The organism is Pseudomonas endophytica (assembly GCF_001411475.1).
Classification (GTDB): domain Bacteria; phylum Pseudomonadota; class Gammaproteobacteria; order Pseudomonadales; family Pseudomonadaceae; genus Aquipseudomonas; species Aquipseudomonas endophytica.
This window is the reverse complement of the sequence record NZ_LLWH01000178.1, coordinates 1-17,996: the sequence shown is the minus strand read 5'-3', so window position 1 is coordinate 17,996 and position 17,996 is coordinate 1. Positions and strand designations below refer to the sequence as shown.

At 56.1% G+C, this 17,996-nt stretch carries 18 protein-coding genes and 1 pseudogene; 15 read left to right on the top strand and 4 right to left on the bottom strand.

All coding sequences use genetic code 11. From position 1 onward, the window contains the following. Window positions 1-61: 61 nt before the first annotated feature. Complete coding sequence (gene dibA, locus AQS70_RS14785; protein WP_055103518.1) at window positions 62-1,984, top strand: phosphodiesterase DibA; 1,923 nt, start codon at window positions 62-64, stop codon at window positions 1,982-1,984. 8 nt (window positions 1,985-1,992) lie between these two features. On the opposite strand, the gene AQS70_RS14780 is transcribed toward dibA, so the two are convergent. After that, a complete protein-coding gene (locus AQS70_RS14780; protein ID WP_055103517.1) occupies window positions 1,993-2,277 on the bottom strand; it encodes a hypothetical protein in 285 nt (94 codons plus the stop codon). Between the two features lie 288 nt (window positions 2,278-2,565). On the opposite strand from AQS70_RS14780, the gene AQS70_RS14775 reads away from it, so the two are divergent. Further along, window positions 2,566-3,228, top strand: a complete 663-nt coding sequence (locus AQS70_RS14775; protein ID WP_055103516.1) for a glutathione S-transferase family protein — start codon at window positions 2,566-2,568, stop codon at window positions 3,226-3,228. A gap of 56 nt (window positions 3,229-3,284) precedes the next feature. Here the strand turns inward: AQS70_RS14775 and argH are convergent, their stop codons facing one another. Beyond that, a complete protein-coding gene (gene argH / locus AQS70_RS14770) occupies window positions 3,285-4,679 on the bottom strand; it encodes an argininosuccinate lyase (protein ID WP_055103515.1) in 1,395 nt (464 codons plus the stop codon). 264 nt (window positions 4,680-4,943) lie between these two features. On the opposite strand from argH, the pseudogene AQS70_RS23645 reads away from it, so the two are divergent. The 8 genes and pseudogenes from AQS70_RS23645 to AQS70_RS14735 form a co-directional block, all read left to right on the top strand. Continuing rightward, window positions 4,944-5,066 (top strand): annotated as a pseudogene (locus tag AQS70_RS23645) (sensor histidine kinase); the annotation flags it as partial. After that, a complete protein-coding gene (locus tag AQS70_RS14765) occupies window positions 5,063-5,809 on the top strand; it encodes a LytR/AlgR family response regulator transcription factor (protein WP_055103514.1) in 747 nt (248 codons plus the stop codon). The pseudogene AQS70_RS23645 and the gene AQS70_RS14765, both read left to right, overlap by 4 nt. A 110-nt stretch (window positions 5,810-5,919) precedes the next feature. Then, window positions 5,920-6,861: a hydroxymethylbilane synthase gene (gene hemC / locus AQS70_RS14760; RefSeq protein ID WP_055103513.1), complete on the top strand. Its 942-nt coding sequence runs from the start codon at window positions 5,920-5,922 to the stop codon at window positions 6,859-6,861. Continuing rightward, on the top strand, window positions 6,858-7,625 hold the full coding sequence (locus tag AQS70_RS14755) for a uroporphyrinogen-III synthase (RefSeq protein ID WP_055103512.1): 768 nt from the start codon (window positions 6,858-6,860) through the stop codon (window positions 7,623-7,625). Before hemC ends, AQS70_RS14755 begins: the two co-directional genes overlap by 4 nt. A gap of 16 nt (window positions 7,626-7,641) precedes the next feature. Next, entirely contained in the window at window positions 7,642-8,769 is a 1,128-nt protein-coding gene (locus AQS70_RS14750) for a uroporphyrinogen-III C-methyltransferase (RefSeq protein WP_055103511.1), read from the top strand. Beyond that, window positions 8,766-9,992 (top strand): heme biosynthesis protein HemY, encoded by a 1,227-nt coding sequence (locus AQS70_RS14745; RefSeq protein ID WP_055103510.1) that lies wholly within the window; start codon window positions 8,766-8,768, stop codon window positions 9,990-9,992. Before AQS70_RS14750 ends, AQS70_RS14745 begins: the two co-directional genes overlap by 4 nt. A 224-nt stretch (window positions 9,993-10,216) precedes the next feature. Next, window positions 10,217-10,756 carry a disulfide bond formation protein B gene (locus AQS70_RS14740; protein WP_055103509.1) on the top strand — a complete coding sequence of 180 codons (540 nt, stop codon included), beginning with the start codon at window positions 10,217-10,219 and terminating at the stop codon, window positions 10,754-10,756. A gap of 176 nt (window positions 10,757-10,932) precedes the next feature. Then, window positions 10,933-11,403 carry an Rsd/AlgQ family anti-sigma factor gene (locus tag AQS70_RS14735; protein ID WP_055103508.1) on the top strand — a complete coding sequence of 157 codons (471 nt, stop codon included), beginning with the start codon at window positions 10,933-10,935 and terminating at the stop codon, window positions 11,401-11,403. 69 nt (window positions 11,404-11,472) lie between these two features. Here AQS70_RS14735 and AQS70_RS14730 read toward each other — a convergent pair whose 3' ends face one another. Continuing rightward, window positions 11,473-12,135, bottom strand: a complete 663-nt coding sequence (locus AQS70_RS14730) for an FKBP-type peptidyl-prolyl cis-trans isomerase (RefSeq protein ID WP_055103507.1) — start codon at window positions 12,133-12,135, stop codon at window positions 11,473-11,475. 250 nt (window positions 12,136-12,385) lie between these two features. On the opposite strand from AQS70_RS14730, the gene AQS70_RS14725 reads away from it, so the two are divergent. Then, complete coding sequence (locus AQS70_RS14725; protein WP_055103506.1) at window positions 12,386-13,441, top strand: AlgP family protein; 1,056 nt, start codon at window positions 12,386-12,388, stop codon at window positions 13,439-13,441. Here AQS70_RS14725 and AQS70_RS14720 read toward each other — a convergent pair. Next, window positions 13,438-13,902: a TIGR02444 family protein gene (locus AQS70_RS14720; protein WP_055103505.1), complete on the bottom strand. Its 465-nt coding sequence runs from the start codon at window positions 13,900-13,902 to the stop codon at window positions 13,438-13,440. The genes AQS70_RS14725 and AQS70_RS14720 overlap by 4 nt on opposite strands. 50 nt (window positions 13,903-13,952) lie before the next feature. Between AQS70_RS14720 and AQS70_RS14715 the strand changes: the two genes are divergently transcribed. The 4 genes from AQS70_RS14715 to AQS70_RS14700 all read left to right on the top strand — a co-directional run. Continuing rightward, entirely contained in the window at window positions 13,953-15,863 is a 1,911-nt protein-coding gene (locus tag AQS70_RS14715) for an ATP-binding cassette domain-containing protein (protein ID WP_055103504.1), read from the top strand. After that, window positions 15,863-16,420 (top strand): mechanosensitive ion channel family protein, encoded by a 558-nt coding sequence (locus AQS70_RS14710; protein WP_055103503.1) that lies wholly within the window; start codon window positions 15,863-15,865, stop codon window positions 16,418-16,420. Before AQS70_RS14715 ends, AQS70_RS14710 begins: the two co-directional genes overlap by 1 nt. Window positions 16,421-16,749: 329 nt before the next feature. Then, window positions 16,750-17,382 carry a LysE family transporter gene (locus AQS70_RS14705; protein ID WP_055103502.1) on the top strand — a complete coding sequence of 211 codons (633 nt, stop codon included), beginning with the start codon at window positions 16,750-16,752 and terminating at the stop codon, window positions 17,380-17,382. 66 nt (window positions 17,383-17,448) lie between these two features. Continuing rightward, window positions 17,449-17,996, top strand: a 548-nt coding sequence (locus tag AQS70_RS14700; RefSeq protein ID WP_338152638.1) for a c-type cytochrome, incomplete at its 3' end; no start/stop codon positions are given.

Genomic DNA, 17,996 nt, shown 5'->3' with positions numbered 1-17,996 from the left:
GAATGGCCGGATGTTTCTTACACTATAATTCCCCTTTTTTTGTAGGCGTTATAACTTTCTTATGTCAGCTTCTTCTCGCAATGCCTTACGTGCAGCCCTTCTCTACGGGTTGTTGTCGGTCGTCTGGCTGCAAATCACTGATCATTTTTTGAGCAGTTTTTTAGATGATCCGGCGCAGTTAGCGCATTGGCAACTCATCAATGGCTATGTGTGGGTGTTTGTCAGCGCCGCTCTGATCTTCGTCGCCCGGTCCCGTCTGCTGAACATTTTGGGAGGGGGCACCAGTTTGAAGCGTCAACGCCAAGATCGCGAACGTCTGCGTCAAGCTGCGGCGGTTTTTGACTGCACGCGGGAGGGCGTGCTGGTCACTGACCGTAATGGTCTGATTGTGCATGTGAATCGTGCGCTGGTTGAAATCACCGGATATACGGTCGCAGAAGTGGTGGGTCGGCGGCCCAACATGTTTAAGTCAGGCCATCATGACCTTGAGTTTTATCAATCAGTTTTCAAATCATTACAAGACGCTGGAAATTGGCAAGGCGAGATCTGGAATCGCCGTAAGAATGGTGAAATCTACCCGCAATGGCAAACCGTGCGAGCAATTGCCGATGATAAAGGGCGCCTCACTCACTATGTCGCGGTATTTACCGATATCTCAGCGATTAAAAACTCGCAGACCGAGTTGGTGCGGCTGGCCCACCAAGACCCTCTGACGGACCTGCCTAATCGCTTGCTGTTCACCGATCGTGCCGAGCAGGCTATCGCTTATGCACAGCGTCATAAAACAGGCTGCGCACTGCTGATGATCGACCTTGATCATTTTAAAATCATCAACGACAGCCTTGGGCACAACGTTGGTGACCTGCTGCTTAAGGCGGTCGGTGAGCGTTTGCAGGGTATTTTTGGCAAAGGTTATACCGTGGCCCGGTTGGGTGGCGACGAGTTTGCCGTGTTAATCGAAAGCTGTTCCAAGGCGAGCCAGGCTGAAGGGCTGGCGCAAAAGGTGCTGGAAACCATGAAAGCCGCGTTTGAGATTAATCAGCATCAATTGTTTGTCAGCGCCAGTGTTGGCATCAGTGTGTTCCCCGGCGACGCGCAGAATGCTGAACAATTGCTACGCAATGCTGACTCAGCGTTGTTTAAGGCTAAAAGTTCAGGGCGCGAAGGGTATGCGTTGTACACCGAAGAACTGACAGTTCACGCACTGAACCGGATTGAGGTGGCCAGCGACTTGCGCCGTGCGTTGGAGCTGCAAGAGCTGCGTGTTTACTATCAACCGGTGCATGACCTGAAGACCAGTCGCTTGATTGGGGTTGAAGCCTTGGTGCGCTGGCAGCACCCGTCGCGGGGTTTGGTGCCTCCCGGGGAGTTTATTCCGATCGCTGAACGGACTGGCTTAATTGCCGAAATTGACGCGTGGGTCTTAGAGCAATCGTGTAGGCAGATGTGTCAGTGGCAAGCTTCAGGGGTGAATTTGTCGTTTGTGGCAGTGAATATCTCTAGCCGTTTATTTGCCCGCCCGGAGCTTTACACGCTGGTTTCAACCGTACTGACCGATACCGGTTTAGACCCAGCTTTACTTGAGTTGGAAGTCACAGAAAGCGCGGTCATGGAAGACTCTCAAGGCGCGCTAGACCAGATGGACCGTCTACGGGCGCTTGGGTTGCGGTTGGCCATTGATGATTTTGGCACCGGCTTCTCATCGCTGTTACGCCTTAAACAACTGCCCGTGCAAAAGCTCAAGATTGATCAAGGATTTGTCGCTGGTTTGCCTGAGGACAATGACGACGTGGCGATTGTGCGCGCCGTCATAGCCTTGTCCCAAAGCATGGGCTTGCAAGTGCACGCTGAAGGCATCGAACACGTTGAGCAGGCGCAGTTGCTGCTCGATTTTAAGTGCGACCTGGGCCAAGGCTACTGGTTTGGACGCCCGGTGCCCGCCAGTGAACTGGACTGGCAGCGAGCGCCTGCGATTCGCACCTGAGTTGAGCCTTACGACTTCTCGGGCGGCAACTCAGGCAGTGCGCGCAGTGCCGCCTCGTACCATTGAGTATCAAAGGCGCGATCTTCATCGAGCATCGCGTCGATTTCGGTGGCCAATACGTGCGCCATCAAGTTCAAAATCTCGTCGCGTTCGTAACCGACCAGCTTCAACTTGTTGAACGTGGCTTTGGCGGCTGGCGGGGTGTCGCTTTCAATCTGATTTTCAATGGCCTGAGTCAGCGTGGACTCGGCGAACTCTTCTTCATCGTCATTAACGGGTGTTGGCTCGCTCATGAGCAGGCTCCTTACATAAAGGCCATCAGTTTAACGGTATTCACGGCGAAGTTCTGTAGCGCTCGCTTTTGGCTACGATGATGAAGATCACAAGATCGCAAGGCGAGCGCCTACAGGGAGTAGTGCAGTCCAATACGATTTTTAAGCACAAAATTCAGAGTTTTCCTAACAGTACGCAACAAATGCATTCATTTTGAGGCATCTCGAAATAGACCGTTTAATGCGAATTGTGGATCAGTGATTAGTCTGAACAGAGTTGATGCGCTCACTGTGTAAGGATGATTCGCGATGCTAAAACTGTACGGATTTGCAGCCAGTAACTACTTCAACATGGTCAAATTAGCGCTGTTGGAAAAAGGGCTCGCCTACGAGGTTGTGCCATTCCACGGTTGCCAAAACCCCGCCATTCTTGCGGTCAGCCCACGGGGTAAAGTCCCCGCGCTGGAGACAGAACACGGTTTTCTCAGTGAAACCGATGCCATTCTTGATTACCTCGAAGAAACCCAAGACGGGCCTGCGCTATTGCCCGACGATCCTTTCTCCCGCGCCCAAGTGCGGGCAATGGCCAAGGAAATTGAGCTGTATATCGAACTGCCTGCGCGGCTGTGTTACGCCGAGGTGATTTTTGGCGGGCGAGCGACGCCCGAGGCGCTCAAGCGCAAGGCTGAGCGGGACATGATCAAGGGGTTCTCGGCGCTAGCGCGGCGAGCGAAATTTGCGCCGTATGTGATGGGCGAGCAGTTCACGGTGGCGGATCTGTACTTCCTCTACAGCGTGGATTTAGCCGCTGAGGTGGCTAAGAAGCTGTTCGATCTGGATGTGCTGGCCGATCTGCCGCAGGCGCGGGCCTTGCTGGCGTTGCTGGCCGAAAATCCGAATGTGCAGAAAGTTGCGGCCGAGAGGGCGCACGATATTCCGTTGTTTCTGGAGAGGATCAAAACTGCCGGGTAGTACGATAAGCGCTTGTAGCCGCTGCCGCGGTCTGCGGCTGCGGCTACAACGTGTTGTTAACGGCTGGCCAACAATGCCTGGCCGCGAACAACAGCCGCTTTGACTTGAGCTGGCGCGGTGCCGCCAATGTGGTTACGCGCATTGACCGAGCCTTCTAAGGTCAACACCGCAAACACGTCGTCTTCAATCTGATCGCTGAACTGGCGTAGTTCTTCCAGGCTCATTTCGGCCAGATCTTTGCCCGTTTCTACGCCGTACTTCACCGCATGACCCACAATTTCGTGGCAGTCACGAAACGGCAAGCCACGACGGACCAAGTAGTCCGCCAAGTCGGTGGCGGTCGAGAAGCCGCGCAGAGCCGCTTCGCGCATCATCGCGTGCTTAGGCTTGATCGCCGGGATCATATCGGCAAACGCGCGCAATGAATCACGCAGGGTGTCGGCAGCGTCGAACAGGGGCTCTTTGTCTTCCTGGTTGTCCTTGTTGTAGGCCAAAGGTTGGCCTTTCATCAGGGTCAGCAAGCCCATCAGTGCGCCGAATACACGGCCGCTCTTGCCACGTACTAGCTCTGGCACGTCCGGGTTTTTCTTTTGCGGCATGATCGAGCTGCCGGTGCAGAAACGGTCAGGCAGCTCAATGAACTGGAATTGTGCGCTGGTCCACAGCACCAGCTCTTCAGAGAAACGCGACAGGTGCATCATCGCAATGCTCGCCGCCGCGCAGAACTCGATGGCGAAATCGCGATCCGAAACGTTGTCCAGCGAGTTGCCGCCTACGGCATCAAAGCCCAGCAGTTGGGCGGTCAGCTCGCGGTCGATCGGGTATGTTGTGCCTGCCAGTGCGGCGCTACCCAGCGGCATGCGGTTGGTGCGTTTGCGGCAGTCGACTAAACGCTCGTAGTCGCGGCTAAGCATTTCGAACCACGCCAGCATGTGATGACCAAAGGTCACTGGCTGTGCGGTTTGCAGGTGCGTAAAGCCCGGCATGATGGTTTCTGCTTCGCGCTCGGCTTGTTCCAGCAGACCTTTTTGCAGGCGGGTGATCTCAGCCAGAATGATGTCGATTTCGTCGCGCAACCACAGACGAATATCGGTAGCGACTTGGTCGTTACGGCTGCGTCCAGTGTGCAGCTTTTTACCGGTCACGCCGATGCGATCTGTAAGGCGCGCTTCAATGTTCATGTGCACATCTTCCAGATCGACGCGCCAGTCAAAAGTACCGGCTTCGATCTCGCTCTGGATGGTGCTCAAGCCTTCGATAATGGTGTCGCGCTCGGCATCTGTCAGCACGCCAACCTTGGCCAGCATGGTGGCGTGGGCTACGGAGCCCATGATGTCGTGGCGATAAAGGCGCTGGTCAAAAGTGACGGAGGCAGTGAAGCGCGCAACGAAGGCGTCGACGGGTTCACTGAAGCGGCCGCCCCAGGACTGATTGGTCTTGTCGGTGCTCATGGATTCGCTCGTAATCGGCTGAGGGGAGTACATAAAAAGTTACCGCGGATCATAACAGGGTTGCCATTCAAGGCGTTGACGCAGGTCGGCAGGTTTTTGCGCAATCAGGGTATAAATAAAATACCGAAACGAATTGTATAGATTGGCTCCATTCGTCTTGGCAACCGTCTACAGTTGGTCGTATGGATCAGTCTTTGCTGGAGTTTGTGGCTTATTAGACTCATTCGGTATTAAATCGAGCAACAGACACAGGTGAATTTTGCTGTGCGATTTGCGGCACTTTTTGGCCTTCACGCTAGTCTTAGCGTTGATCGCTGTGACAGCCGTCACTTCACCTGTCTACGCTATCCTTGTGCGAGACTCACGCAGGAATACAGCGCTATATGAATGTCCTGATCGTTGATGACGAAACTTTGGCCCGAGAGCATGTGAGCCGTTTGCTCAGTGCTGTTGGGGGTTACACATTGCTGGAGCCCGCCGCCACTCATGGCGAAGAGGCTTTGAGCCTGATCGAAAGCCTAAAACCGGATGTGGTGTTACTCGACATCCAGATGCCGGGCCTCGACGGGTTGCAGGTAGCAGCCAAGCTCTGTGAGCGTGAATTACCGCCTGCGGTGGTGTTTTGCGTAGCGCCTGATGAATTCTCTGTGCAGGCGCTGCAAGACAGCGGCGCCAGCTACGTGCTTAAACCGGTCAGTGCCGAGGCGCTCAGCGCGGCCTTGAAAGACGCGCATCGGCCTAGCCGTGTGCAACTGGCAGCGCTTACTCGGCCGGCGGCGCAAACGGGCAGCGGGCCGCGCAGCCACATCAGCGCCAGAACCCGCAAAGGCATTGAGCTAATCCCCATCGACAAAGTGATTTATTTCATCGCCGATCATAAGTACGTGACGCTGCGTCACGAAGGCGGCGAAGTCCTGCTCGATGAGCCTCTCAAAGCCCTTGAAGACGAGTTCGGTGAGCGCTTTGTGCGTATTCACCGCAACGCGTTGGTTGCACGTGATCGAATAGAGCGTTTGCAGCGTACGCCGCTGGGGCACTTCCAGTTATTCCTCAAGGGGCTTAATGGCGATGCGTTGATTGTGAGCCGTCGCCATGTGGCGGGTGTACGAAAAATGATGCAGCAGCTTTAGCATTTAGCGAGCGGTTTTGGCCAGGGAGGCCACGTACGTTCTGATACAAGTCAAAGCTGTTTTGGCTGAGCTGTTATTATCAGCCGTATTTTTTCAGTACGGATTGATCCATGTCCTCTCGCGAAATCCGCATCGCTACCCGTAAAAGCGCCTTGGCTCTGTGGCAAGCCGAGTACGTCAAAGCCCGTTTAGAGCAGGCTCACCCCGATCTTTTGGTGACGCTGGTGCCTATGGTGAGCCGAGGCGATAAGTTGCTGGACTCGCCGTTGTCGAAAATCGGCGGCAAGGGCTTGTTCGTCAAAGAGCTGGAAACAGCCCTGCTCGAAAACGAAGCCGATATTGCCGTGCACTCCATGAAGGACGTGCCGATGGACTTCCCTGAAGGCCTCGGGCTGTTCTGCATTTGCGAGCGCGAAGACCCGCGCGATGCCTTTGTTTCTAACACCTTTGCCAGCCTTGAAGACTTGCCCCCCGGCAGCGTCGTTGGTACGTCCAGCTTGCGCCGTCAGGCTCAGCTGCTGACCCGTCGCCCAGATCTTCAGATCCGGTTCTTACGCGGTAATGTCAACACCCGCTTGGCCAAGCTTGATGCGGGCGAATACGACGCCATCATTCTGGCTGCTGCGGGCCTGATCCGGCTGGGCTTCGAAGCGCGTATTACTTCAGCGATCAGTGTCGAAGACAGCCTGCCAGCTGGCGGTCAGGGCGCCGTGGGCATTGAGTGTCGCAGCGCTGACAGTGAAATCCACGCCTTGCTGGCGCCGTTGCATCATGCCGAAACGGCGATCCGCGTGACCGCCGAGCGCGCCCTCAACAAACACCTCAATGGTGGATGTCAGGTACCCATCGCCTGTTATGCCGTGCTCGAAGGTGAGCAGATCTGGCTTCGCGGTTTGGTCGGCGAGCCTAATGGCGGTGTGCTGTTAAACGCCCAGGCGCGGGCGCCGCACAACGCGGCCACAGCGCTGGGTGTGCAGGTTGCCGAAGACCTGCTGAAGCAAGGCGCGGGTGCGATCCTTGAAGCGATCTACGGCGAGGCGGGGCACGAGTGACAGGTTGGCGTCTTTTGCTGACCCGGCCCGCTGAGGAATCGGTAGCGCTGGCGAGCGAGTTAGCGGCTGCCGATGTATTCAGCAGCAGCTTGCCGCTGTTGGCCATCGAGCCGCTGGCGTTAAACGAGAGTCAGCGCGCCTTGATCGCCAACCTAGATCGTTATTGCGCACTGATCGTGGTCAGCAAGCCCGCTGCCCGGCTGGGCGTGGGGTTGGTTAACCATTATTGGGCGCAAGCGCCTAAGAAAAAGTGGTTCAGTGTCGGTGCCGCGACCGCACAGATTCTCGCCGATCAAGGGCTGGATGTTAGCTACCCTTTATCCGCGGATGACAGCGAGGCCTTGCTCGCATTGCCGGTCTTTACGCAGGCAGTGGCGTGCAATGAGCCCAAAGTGCTGATTATGCGCGGCGAGGGCGGTCGAGAAATGCTCGCAGAGCGTCTGCGCTCGCTTGGTGCGCAGGTTGATTACCTTGAGCTATATCGCCGGACATTGCCCGTCTATCCACCTGAAACGCTGCCTCAGCGCGTAGTAGCGGAACGCCTGAACGGTCTGGTGGTCAGCAGTGGACAGGGTTTTGCACATTTGCATCAGTTGGCGGGTGACACCTGGCCGCAGCTGAGCTGTATGACATTGTTTGTTCCAAGCCCTCGCGTTGCGCAGATGGCGCGCAATGCCGGGGCCAAAAACGTTGTGGATTGTCGTGGCGCGAGTGCTACGGCTTTGCTGGCGGCGTTACGGGCACATCCCGTACCTGCTTTCTAACGCAAAGGATGGATACGTGAGCGAAACAGTCTTGCCAAAAGAACACGTGCAGCCCGCGCCAGAAGCGCCGGTTGAACAACCTGTTATCAAGCCTGAACGCCGGGGCAATGGTCTGGCCGCTTTCGCGCTGTTAGTGGGTGCTGCCGGTATTGCGGTAGGCGGTTGGGGGGTGTGGCAGGTGCGTCACCTAGAAACCAGCACTGCCGAGCAGTTGGCTGAGGTCCAGGCGCTGGGCGCACAAACACTGTCGATCAAGCAAAGCGAGCAACAACTGCTGACTCGACTCAATCAGTTGCCCTCGGCAAACGATTTGGATAATCAGCGCCAATTGGTGGTGCAGTTGCAAGGCGATCAGCAGCACTTGAACCAGCGTCTTGAAACGGTGCTAGGCGCGAGCCGTAAGGACTGGCGCCTGGCTGAGGCTGAGCATTTGCTGCGCTTGGCCAGCCTGCGCTTGTCAGCGCTGCAAGACATCAGCAGTGCTAAGACGCTAGTGCAGGGGGCGGACGATATTTTGCGTGAGCAAAATGATCCTGGCTCATTCGCCGCACGTGAGCAATTAGCCAAGAGCTTGGCGGCATTGCGCAGCGTTGAACAGCCGGACCGCACGGGCTTATTCCTGCAACTGGCAGCGTTGCGTGAACAAGTCTCGCAACTCACCGCGCTGGCGCCTGAATTCAAGGACTCGGGCGAGTCTTTGCTGGGCCTAACGGCCGATGGCGATGGTGCAAGCCGTTGGGAGCAGTGGTGGGATGAGATTTCGCATTACATCCGTATCGACTTCAACGCCGACAAAAACGTCCGGCCACTGCTTGCAGGTCAGAGCCTAACGCAAGTTCGTCTTGCCTTGAGCTTGGCGCTGGAGCAAGCGCAATGGGCTGCGCTTAACGGGCAAGCGTCGGTCTACACCCAAGCGCTGGCTCAGGCGCAAGAAGTGCTCAAAGGCAACTTCAATCAAGACAACGTTCAAAGCAAAACAATGCTTGAGCAGGTGATTGAGCTAAGCAAGCAACCCGTCACCGTCAAGACGCCTGACCTTGCGGGCACCCTGAGCGCGATGCAAGCCTATCTCGAGCGTCGTCATGTTGAGGCTGACGAGCCTGGCCGTGCGGCTGCTAAACCTGCCCAGGAGACCAGCCCATGAAGCGTCTGTATGTGATTGTGTTCTTGTTGGTTGCAGCCGCGGCTTGCGTCGGCTTGGCAATCTCCGAGGACGCAGGCTACGTGCTGGTTGCCTACAAAAACTTTCGCTACGAATCCAGTCTGTGGGCCTCCTTGGCGGTGCTGGTCATCGTGTGGTTGGTCATTTGGGGGATCAAACTGCTGGTTGAGTTGTTCACCGTCTCGACAGGTCTGGTCAATCCGTGGTCACGTCGCAATCGCAGTCGCCGTGTGCAATTGGCTATCGAGCAAGGCCAAATGGACCTCGCCGAGGGGCGTTGGGCCAGCGCCCAAAAACACCTGACACGTGCCGCAGAAGCCGAACGCCAACCGCTGCTTTTTTACATAGGTGCAGCGCGTGCTGCTAACGAGCTTGGCCGCTACGAAGAGAGCGACAACCTGCTGGAGCGTGCGCTTGAGCATCAACCTCAGGCCGAGCTGGCCATTGCGCTGAGCCATGCGCAACTGCAAGTTGATCGCGCAGACACCGAAGGCGCGCTCAATACGCTGAACGCCATGCACGAGCGTCATCCGCATAATGTGCAGGTACTTCGTCAGCTTCAGCGCCTGCATCAGCAGCGCGGTGACTGGGCGGCTCTGATTCGCTTACTGCCTGAGCTGCGTAAAGACAAAGTGTTGCCAACCCAAGAGTTGGCTGAACTTGAGCGTCGTGCGTGGGGGCAAAATTTGGGTTTGGCGGCGCAACGTGAAACAGACGCAGAGGCAGCGCTGCAATCCTTAACACTGGCGTGGCAACAGTTGACCTCGGCACAGCGTCAAGAGCCTACGCTGGTATTGGCGTATGCCGAGCAGTTGCGCCAGTTAGGCGCGCAGTCTGAAGCCGAAGAAGTGGTGCGCGGTGCACTTAAGCGCACTTACGACAGTCATTTGGTTCGGCTCTATGGCTTGCTGCGTGGCAGCGATCCGGTCAAGCAACTGAACACTGCCGAAGGTTGGCTCAAAGCGCATCCCGCCGACGCCAGTTTGCTACTGACTTTAGGCCGCTTGTGCTTACAAAACAGCTTGTGGGGCAAGGCCCGAGACTACCTTGAAAGCAGCTTGAACCTTGAGCGCAACCCTGAGACGTGCGCAGAGCTTGCTCGGCTCTTGGGGCAATTAGGTGATACCACTCGTAGCAACCAGCTGTTTCAAGAAGGCTTGAACCTGCTGGATGAGCGTTTGTTGGCGCTGCCCCTACCCAAATAGAGCGTTGCATCAACAGCACTGTGGAGGCTGCACCAGTCGTTTTCACAGTGCTGAGTACCCTTTTTGGTGTGCGATGAAATTTCTTACGCGGTTTGGTCTAAAGCCTCTCGCTAGCTGTTGGTGATTCCCTACAAGCTTACGGAAGCATCCGTACTGGCTGGCCTTGAAAGGGTTCATGGCTTTCCTCTACCGTAACCGCCTGTCTACTTTGTTACGGAAAAGCCATGTTATTGGCCTGCTCACGTTTCATATTTCTAGTGGCTTTCTTTGCCAGTGCCTTGGTGCTGGGGGCGTCTCTGTATCTTGAGTACGGGCCCGGCTTGACTCCCTGCTTGCTCTGCCTAGTGCAACGCTATTTGTTGCAGGCTTTTTGCTTCGTCAATTTGATCGCCTTTGTACATGCCCCGCGTTTTATCGGCGTACTGGGCTACTCATTTTTGGCCATGCTGCTGGCCTTAGCGGGTCTGGCAAGTGCGACTCAGCAAGTGCTGTCCCAGCGCTTATCGGCGGAGCAGTTGATGATCTGTCAGCCGGACTTGGCTCATCTGTGGAATAACCTGTCACTCAGTGAGTTGTTTACCTCGATCTACCGAGGGACCGAAGCCTGTGCGCAAATCCAATGGACCCTCTTTAATCTAAGTATTCCTGAGCTGAGCATGCTGGCGTTTGCAGGTTTGGCGGCCCTGAGCCTGTTCCAGTGGGTGCGCTATTTCCTACCAGGTAAAAAGCCCCGTCCTGCGACGAGAAGTAGCACTTCGTATTAAACGCTTGTATGAACTTTCTCTCGTGCGTACCTTGAAGCCATAGCCCGGCGGGCATAATCTGCCCGCACGCATTATTGGAGTTATGTCGCCCATTGCCGGTGCTTTAGCGCAGGTTTTGGTCCACACAGGCCCGGTTCAGTCGGGTGGCCTGGGCCCACAAGGGAAGAGAGATCATCATGCTCGAAAGATGTAAGAGTGCTCAGGAACGCTTCAACGGTGTCCATCGGTTGATCGACCGTTGGTTGAACGAGCGCAATGACCTTATAAAGGCATATGACGCGGTCATTGAACACCAGAGCAACCCAAAGCGCGGACCTCAGAAAGCGTTCTGCCAAGTGCTGGTAGATTACGTTTCTACTGGCCACTTCGAAATTTATGAGCAGCTCTACGAGGAAGCTAAAGCCTTTAATGATAAGCGCGGGCTCGAACTGGCTGACCAGATCTATCCTAGAATCGAGGTGATTACCCAAGCAGCTTTGAAATTGCACGACCGCTGCAACGGCAAAGCTCATCGCCCGGATTGCGAAAAACTCGACCAAGAGTTCAGGGCACTCGGTGACTTGCTGGACGAGCGCTTTGAGCTTGAAGATTGCTTGATTGAAATACTGCACAACGCGCACAAACAGAAAGAAGCCGCCCAAGCTTAAACTCATCTGCTTGGAGCTGCCGCAGGCTGCGATCTTTTGACCTTAATAGATCGCAGCCTGCGGCAGCTTCTACCGTGCATTGAGCAACTCGATTTCAAACACCAGCGGCGTATAAGGCGCAATCAAATCCCCTGCGCCCTCAGCGCCATAAGCCTGGCTGGACGGTATCACTAGCCTCCACTTAGAGCCCGCCGGCATCTGCGTCAGCGCTAGGCGCCACCCTGTGATCACGCTGTCTAGGCGAAACCACTGTGGTTGGGAACTCTGGTCGAAAATCGTGCCGTCAGGCAAGCGTCCAACATAGTTCACAGACACTGAACCTTGAGCCTCAGGTTTTACACCTGAGCCGGGTCTGAGTTCAGTCATCAGAATGCCGTTACCCAACTCGCGAACACCGATTTTGTGTTTTTCTTTAAGTAAAAATTCATGCTCGGCGGTCAGTACGATTTCGCTTTGTGGTTGAGCCTGTTCAGTTTCAATTTGCGCCTGATGGGCCGCCAAGATGCTCTTGATACGTTCATCACTCAATACCAACGGTTTACCTTCGTAGGCGGTGCGTAAGCCGTCGATTAATGCCTGAAGTTGCAGTTCCGGCACCTCTTCGCGCAAACGCTCACCGAGGCTCGCACCTAAGCTGTAAGCCAAGTCCTGTGCGGCCTGTGGGCTTTGTGGTGGGGCTGCATGAGTTGCGCAGGCAATGCATAACAGGGTCAGTAAAAAGGAACGCGGCATGAGTGCTCTCCGGTCTTAAGTGCGAGCGATTATGCCTGTGCAAGCGAGAATGTTCGGGGGGATTTATTGGAGGCTTTAATAAGCGTTGAGTCGAGCACACAATTTATTTGAATGCACAGATGAAAACCTGCCAGGTATAAGTTTGCGGGTGCTATGCAACCCACTGCTATGGTTAGTGTCAAGATGACCTAGCGGCGGTTCTTTCAGAGGTCTAGTATGAGCCGCACTCACTTCAGCCAGGAGGTAAACCATGTCGGCCAACAAGAAGTCTGTTAATACGCCGTTGCACTTGCTCCAACAACTCTCAGGCAGCCTGCTTGAGCATTTGGAAAGCGCCTGTTCTGAAGCGCTGGCTGATGCTGAGAAGTTGCTCGCCAAGCTGGAAAAACAGCGTGGCAAAGCCCAGGAAAAACTGCACAAATCTCGTGAAAAACTTCAGGACGCTGCCCATGCAGGCAAGTCCAAGGCTCAGGCTAAAGCTCGGTCTTCTGTTAAAGAGCTTGAACAATTGCTCGACTCGCTCAAAGAACGTCAAACCGAAACGCGTACTTATATCTCGCAGCTCAAGCGTGACGCTCAAGAAAGCCTAAAGCTGGCTCAAGGTATTGGTCGGGTCAAAGAAGCGGTTGGTAAAGCTCTGACTGCTCGCACTGCCAAACCTGCTGCCAGCGCTAAAAAACCTGCGGCTAAAACCCCAGTTCCCGCTAAGACGCCCGCTAAAACGACTGCCAAGGCGCCCGCCAAAGCACCCGCTGGCGTTAAGCCTGCCGTTAAGCCTGCCGCTAAAACCACGGCGTCAAAACCGGCCGCTAAAGCGCCTGCAACCAAACCAGCAGCGGTAAAAAGCACAACGACCAAGCCCACCGCAGCACGTACCGCCGCGGCTAAGCCGGCAGTCAAGCCAGCCGCTGCTAAACCTGCGTCAGCTCCTGCGACAACCAAAGCTCGCGCAGCGTCAACGGCTAAGCCAGCCGCTAAAACCACGGCAGCCAAACCTGTTACGGCCAAACCGGCTGCTACAAAAACGGCTGCGGCCAAACCGGCTGCTAAGCCAGCCGTCGCCAAGCCAGCCGCCACTGCGGCCAAAGCGCCCGCTAAACCTGCCGCGGCAAAACCTGCGGCTAAGCCTGCCGTGAAACCAGCCGCCAAACCGGCTGTTAAAAAGCCTGCTGCTGCCAAGCCCGCCGCTAAACCTGCCGCTACGCCTGCAGCGTCAGCTTCAGCCTCTGCCGCGGCGTCTGAGCCAGCGGCTGCACCAACGGCATCAACAACACCAGCGGCGGCAAATCCGACTAGCGCTTCTTAAGCGTGACTCATTGCGGCGCGCAGCGTTTGCAGCGCGTCGTGATCAGGGTGTTCAACACGGCTTGCCACCCTTTGCAACCAATCGCAATCGCCTTGCGATTGGTTGGGCAACCAACCAAGGCTTGCCCATTCCAAACGGTTTATTAGCGCTCGCTCAGCCTCCAACTCCATTCCCTTGATCCGACCGCGTAACGCTGACAGCTCGTCATCGTGCAGGGCTGCTTCGCGCCATTGCGTACGTAATTGGCGCAGAGGCTGTATGACGTCGCGCTGCCAAGGCTCGGCGCAGCCGCTAAGGCACTCTAAGCGCGTCGTGTCACAGGCCACGCGTCGTTGTTCCAGCCATGTCGCGCACAGCACCAAGCACACATCCAGCCCTTGGTTTTGCAGGCTTAAACAGGCGTGCTCAATGCCGGGTAGGGCATAAACCTTCAAACAGTAGTTCCATAGATCAGTCTGCATAGTGCAATTCGCGCCAGTTGAGAGGGAAGCTGGTAGACTCCGCCGCCATTATGATCCGACTTCAGAACCTGACTTTACAGCGTGGCCCTCAGCGTCTGCTAGAAGACGCCGAGCTGACCCTGCACGCCGGCCACAAAGCCGGTTTGGTCGGCGCCAATGGCGCCGGTAAATCCACTTTGTTCGCTTTGCTGCTCGGCGAGTTGATGCCTGATTCCGGGGATTGTCTGCTACCAGCCGACTGGCGGATTGCCCACATGCGGCAAGAAATCGACACCCTTGATCGCATTGCGATCGACTATGTGCTCGATGGCGACCAGCGTCTGCGCGAGGTTCAAGCCAACTTGGTGCAGGCTGAGGCCGCTCAAGACGGTGCCGCGCAGGCTCGTTGGCATGCCGAGCTGGACAGCGCAGACGGTTACACCGCCGATGCAAGGGCGCGCAAAATGCTCGCCGGGTTGGGGTTTACCAACGAGCAGATGGACCGCCCGGTGGCTGACTTCTCTGGCGGCTGGCGGATGCGTCTTAATCTGGCTCAGGCGCTGATGTGCCCGTCCGACCTGTTGTTGCTCGATGAGCCCACCAACCACTTGGACCTCGACGCGATTTTGTGGCTCGAAGACTTCCTCAAGGGTTACCCCGGCACGATGTTGTTGATCTCCCATGACCGGGATTTCCTCGACGCTGTAGTCGACAACATTGCTCACGTTGAACAGCGCAAAATTACCCTCTATCGCGGGGGTTACAGTGCCTTTGAGCGTGCCCGTGCCGAGCGTTTGGCCCAGCAACAGCAGGCCTACGAGAAGCAGCAGGCGCAACGTGCGCACATGGAAAGCTACATCGCCCGTTTCAAGGCACAAGCGACCAAGGCTCGTCAGGCACAGAGCCGGATCAAAGCCCTTGAGCGTATGGAAGAACTGAGCGCGGCCCACGTCGACTCTCCGTTCAACTTCGTCTTCCGTGAAGCGGTCAAGCTTTCTAGCCCGCTGCTCGATTTGTCTGATGCCCGCTTGGGGTATGGCGACAAAACCATTCTTGAGAAGGTCAAGCTGCAACTGGTTCCGGGCGCCCGGATCGGCTTGCTTGGCCCGAATGGTGCGGGGAAGTCGACGCTGATCAAAAATCTGTCAGGTGAACTGACGCCGCTGTCCGGGCGTTTAGCACGTGGCGAAAACTTGGCGGTTGGCTACTTTGCCCAGCATCAGCTCGACTCGTTAGATTCCAAAGCCAGCCCCTTGCTGCACTTGCAGCGTTTGGCGCCGACCGAGCGCGAGCAAGTGCTGCGCGACTTCCTAGGGGGTTTCGACTTCCGTGGTGCGCGCATCGACGAGCCGGTCCTGAACTTCTCTGGCGGCGAAAAAGCCCGCCTAGCCCTCGCGCTGATTGCGTGGGAACGGCCCAATTTATTGCTGCTCGACGAACCGACCAACCACCTTGATCTCGAAATGCGTCTGGCCCTGACCATGGCGTTGCAAGAGTTCAGTGGGGCAGTGTTGGTGGTGTCTCACGATCGCCACCTGCTTAAAAGCACCACCGACGATTTCTTGTTGGTGGCTGACGGTAAGGTGCAGGAGTTCGACGGCGACCTTGACGACTACGCCCGCTGGCTGGCCGATTACCGCCTGCGCAACGCGCCGGTCAGCAACACCGTGGTCAACCCTGACAAGACCGATAAAAAGGCTCAGCGTCAGGCGGCCGCAGCGTTGCGTCAGCAGTTGGCCCCGCACAAGCGTGAAGCCGACAAACTCGAAGGCGAGCTGGGCAAGGTTGGCGAAAAGCTCGCCAAAATCGAGGCCAGCCTCGGTGACAGCGGAGTCTATGAGTCAGCTCGCAAAGATGAGTTACGTGAGCTACTGGCTGAGCAGGCTAAACTCAAAGTGCTTGAAGGCCAACTCGAAGAGCGTTGGATGCAAGCCCTAGAGCTACTTGAAACCCTACAAGCCGAACTGGAAGCGTTGTCTTGATGGAGTCGTTTAACCTACCTCTGCCAGCGGAGTTCATAGGGCCGCTGTGGGTTGGCGTGCAGATTTTGCTGATCTTGCTGGCGGGTTACATCCTGCAACGCATAGTTGCGCGGTTTTTGACCCGTCTAGGCGAGCGTTATCCCTTCCCGTCGCAGTTGTTACTGCCGCTGCGTGGCGGGTTGCGCTGGTTCATCATGGGCAGTGCGGTGATCATCGTCCTTGAACGCTTGGGCGTCTCGGCTACGGTCTTGTGGACTGCGCTTTCAGGGTTCGTGGCGGTGGCAGCCATTGCCTTCTTCGCTATGTGGAGCGTGTTGTCCAACCTGTTGTGCGCGGTATTGATCTTTACCGTTGGCCCGTTTCGCATTGGCGACAGTGTGGAACTGCTCGATACCCTCGATAAACCGGGGGTCAAAGGCCGCGTCATTGCCATTAACCTGCTGTACACCACCTTGGTTGAGCCCGCAGACATCGGCAGTGGCAGCAGCATGGTGCAAGTACCCAACAGCCTGTTCTTCCAGCGCTCTGTACGCCGCTGGCGCGAAAGCGACTTGTAAATCGCCATCGGTTTGATCTTTTCCTGCGCGCGGCTTCTTCTTTGCGTAGGAGCTGCCGCAGGCTGCGATCTTTAGGATCAAAAGATCGCAGCCTGCGGCAGCTCCTACACAGTGTTTCTCATACACCGAAGTCAATTCTGGCAGGTCATGCTCCGCGCTACATCGGGACTGTGCTGACAATCTCGTAAGGTTTCTGCTTTGCGGAGCTGGCGCAAGCTGCGATCTTTTAAAGATCCTACAAACACAGGCATGTCCGCAAAAAATAGTGGTTAATTTTCAGCCTGCGGCTTAGCTTTAGATCTTGTTACATTTTTTGTGCGAGGTGTGCGATGTCGTTGGAAACCTGGTTGGCCTTTTTTGCTGCGTGTTGGGTCATTAGCCTGTCTCCTGGCGCGGGTGCCATTGCCTCTATGTCCTGTGGCCTGCAATACGGTTTTTGGCGCGGTTACTGGAATGCACTGGGTCTGCAACTGGGCTTGGCCCTGCAAATTCTGATTGTCGCTGCGGGTGTTGGGGCGGTGCTTGCTGCTTCGTCTTCCGCGTTCTATGCGATCAAATGGTTTGGTGTGGCTTACCTCGTTTATCTCGCCGTTAAACAGTGGCGCGCACTGCCTGCCGACCTCAGCGATGACTCCGCTATACGACCCATCGGCAAGCCGCTGGCGCTGGTCTTTCGCGGCTTTTTGGTTAACGTCAGCAACCCCAAAGCACTGGTATTCATGCTTGCGGTGTTACCGCAATTTGTAAATCCGAGTGCGCCATTGGCAAGTCAATACCTGACCTTGGGCGTGACGATGATCGTCGTCGATCTGATCGTGATGGCCGGTTACACCGGTTTGGCGTCCAAAGTCCTGCGCTTGCTGCGCACCCCTAAACAGCAACGACGGCTAAACCGTACGTTTGCGGGTTTGTTTGTGGGCGCCGCAGGGTTTCTAGCGACGTTGCACCGCGCTAGCGTTTAAACACCTTGAGTCGCGATCATTGGAAGTGAACAATGTGTTACTTCTTATTTCCATTCGGATGTATTAATGATCGCCCGCTCGCGTTTTTTGCCCTGGCTAATGTGGCCAGTGCTTGCGTTGTGCAGCTTTGCTGTGTCTGCCAATTCCCCAGACGGCGCCTCGCAAGCGCTGCACCTCATTGATTACATCGGTGCGGACTATCCGCCTACAGTCGAAGACGGCCACGTCATTGATGAAACCGAGTATCACGAGCAGTTAGAGTTTCTGGGCGTTCTTAAGGGTCTGATTGCAGACTTGCCAGAGCGTCCTGAACGCTCAGCGCTGGCGCAGGGTGTTGAAGCCCTGCGTTCGGCCATTGAACAGCGCGAAGAGGGTGCCAGCGTGGCCCGTGAGGCGCGTCAGTTAGGTGCCACGTTAGCTGTTGCTTATGAGGTCAGCCAAGCGCCCGTCATCACCCCCGATCCTACTCGCGGTGAGCCGTTGTACGCCCAGCAATGCTCGGTGTGCCATGGCGCTACAGGTGCGGGTGATGGCCCTGCCAGCATCGGCATGACCCCACCGCCTGCCAACTTAGGAGATGTTGAACGCTTGGACCGGGGGAGCCTTTACGCGAT

Bases quoted from the DNA above. Each gene is read 5' to 3' on its own strand.
- dibA (WP_055103518.1), top strand. From the start codon at position 62: ATGTCAGCTTCTTCTCGCAATGCCTTACGTGCAGCCCTTCTCTACGGG.
- AQS70_RS14780 (WP_055103517.1), bottom strand. From the start codon at position 2,277: ATGAGCGAGCCAACACCCGTTAATGACGATGAAGAAGAGTTCGCCGAG.
- AQS70_RS14775 (WP_055103516.1), top strand. From the start codon at position 2,566: ATGCTAAAACTGTACGGATTTGCAGCCAGTAACTACTTCAACATGGTC.
- argH (WP_055103515.1), bottom strand. From the start codon at position 4,679: ATGAGCACCGACAAGACCAATCAGTCCTGGGGCGGCCGCTTCAGTGAA.
- AQS70_RS14765 (WP_055103514.1), top strand. From the start codon at position 5,063: ATGAATGTCCTGATCGTTGATGACGAAACTTTGGCCCGAGAGCATGTG.
- hemC (WP_055103513.1), top strand. From the start codon at position 5,920: ATGTCCTCTCGCGAAATCCGCATCGCTACCCGTAAAAGCGCCTTGGCT.
- AQS70_RS14745 (WP_055103510.1), top strand. From the start codon at position 8,766: ATGAAGCGTCTGTATGTGATTGTGTTCTTGTTGGTTGCAGCCGCGGCT.
- AQS70_RS14740 (WP_055103509.1), top strand. From the start codon at position 10,217: ATGTTATTGGCCTGCTCACGTTTCATATTTCTAGTGGCTTTCTTTGCC.
- AQS70_RS14735 (WP_055103508.1), top strand. From the start codon at position 10,933: ATGCTCGAAAGATGTAAGAGTGCTCAGGAACGCTTCAACGGTGTCCAT.
- AQS70_RS14730 (WP_055103507.1), bottom strand. From the start codon at position 12,135: ATGCCGCGTTCCTTTTTACTGACCCTGTTATGCATTGCCTGCGCAACT.
- AQS70_RS14725 (WP_055103506.1), top strand. From the start codon at position 12,386: ATGTCGGCCAACAAGAAGTCTGTTAATACGCCGTTGCACTTGCTCCAA.
- AQS70_RS14720 (WP_055103505.1), bottom strand. From the start codon at position 13,902: ATGCAGACTGATCTATGGAACTACTGTTTGAAGGTTTATGCCCTACCC.
- AQS70_RS14715 (WP_055103504.1), top strand. From the start codon at position 13,953: ATGATCCGACTTCAGAACCTGACTTTACAGCGTGGCCCTCAGCGTCTG.
- AQS70_RS14710 (WP_055103503.1), top strand. From the start codon at position 15,863: ATGGAGTCGTTTAACCTACCTCTGCCAGCGGAGTTCATAGGGCCGCTG.
- AQS70_RS14705 (WP_055103502.1), top strand. From the start codon at position 16,750: ATGTCGTTGGAAACCTGGTTGGCCTTTTTTGCTGCGTGTTGGGTCATT.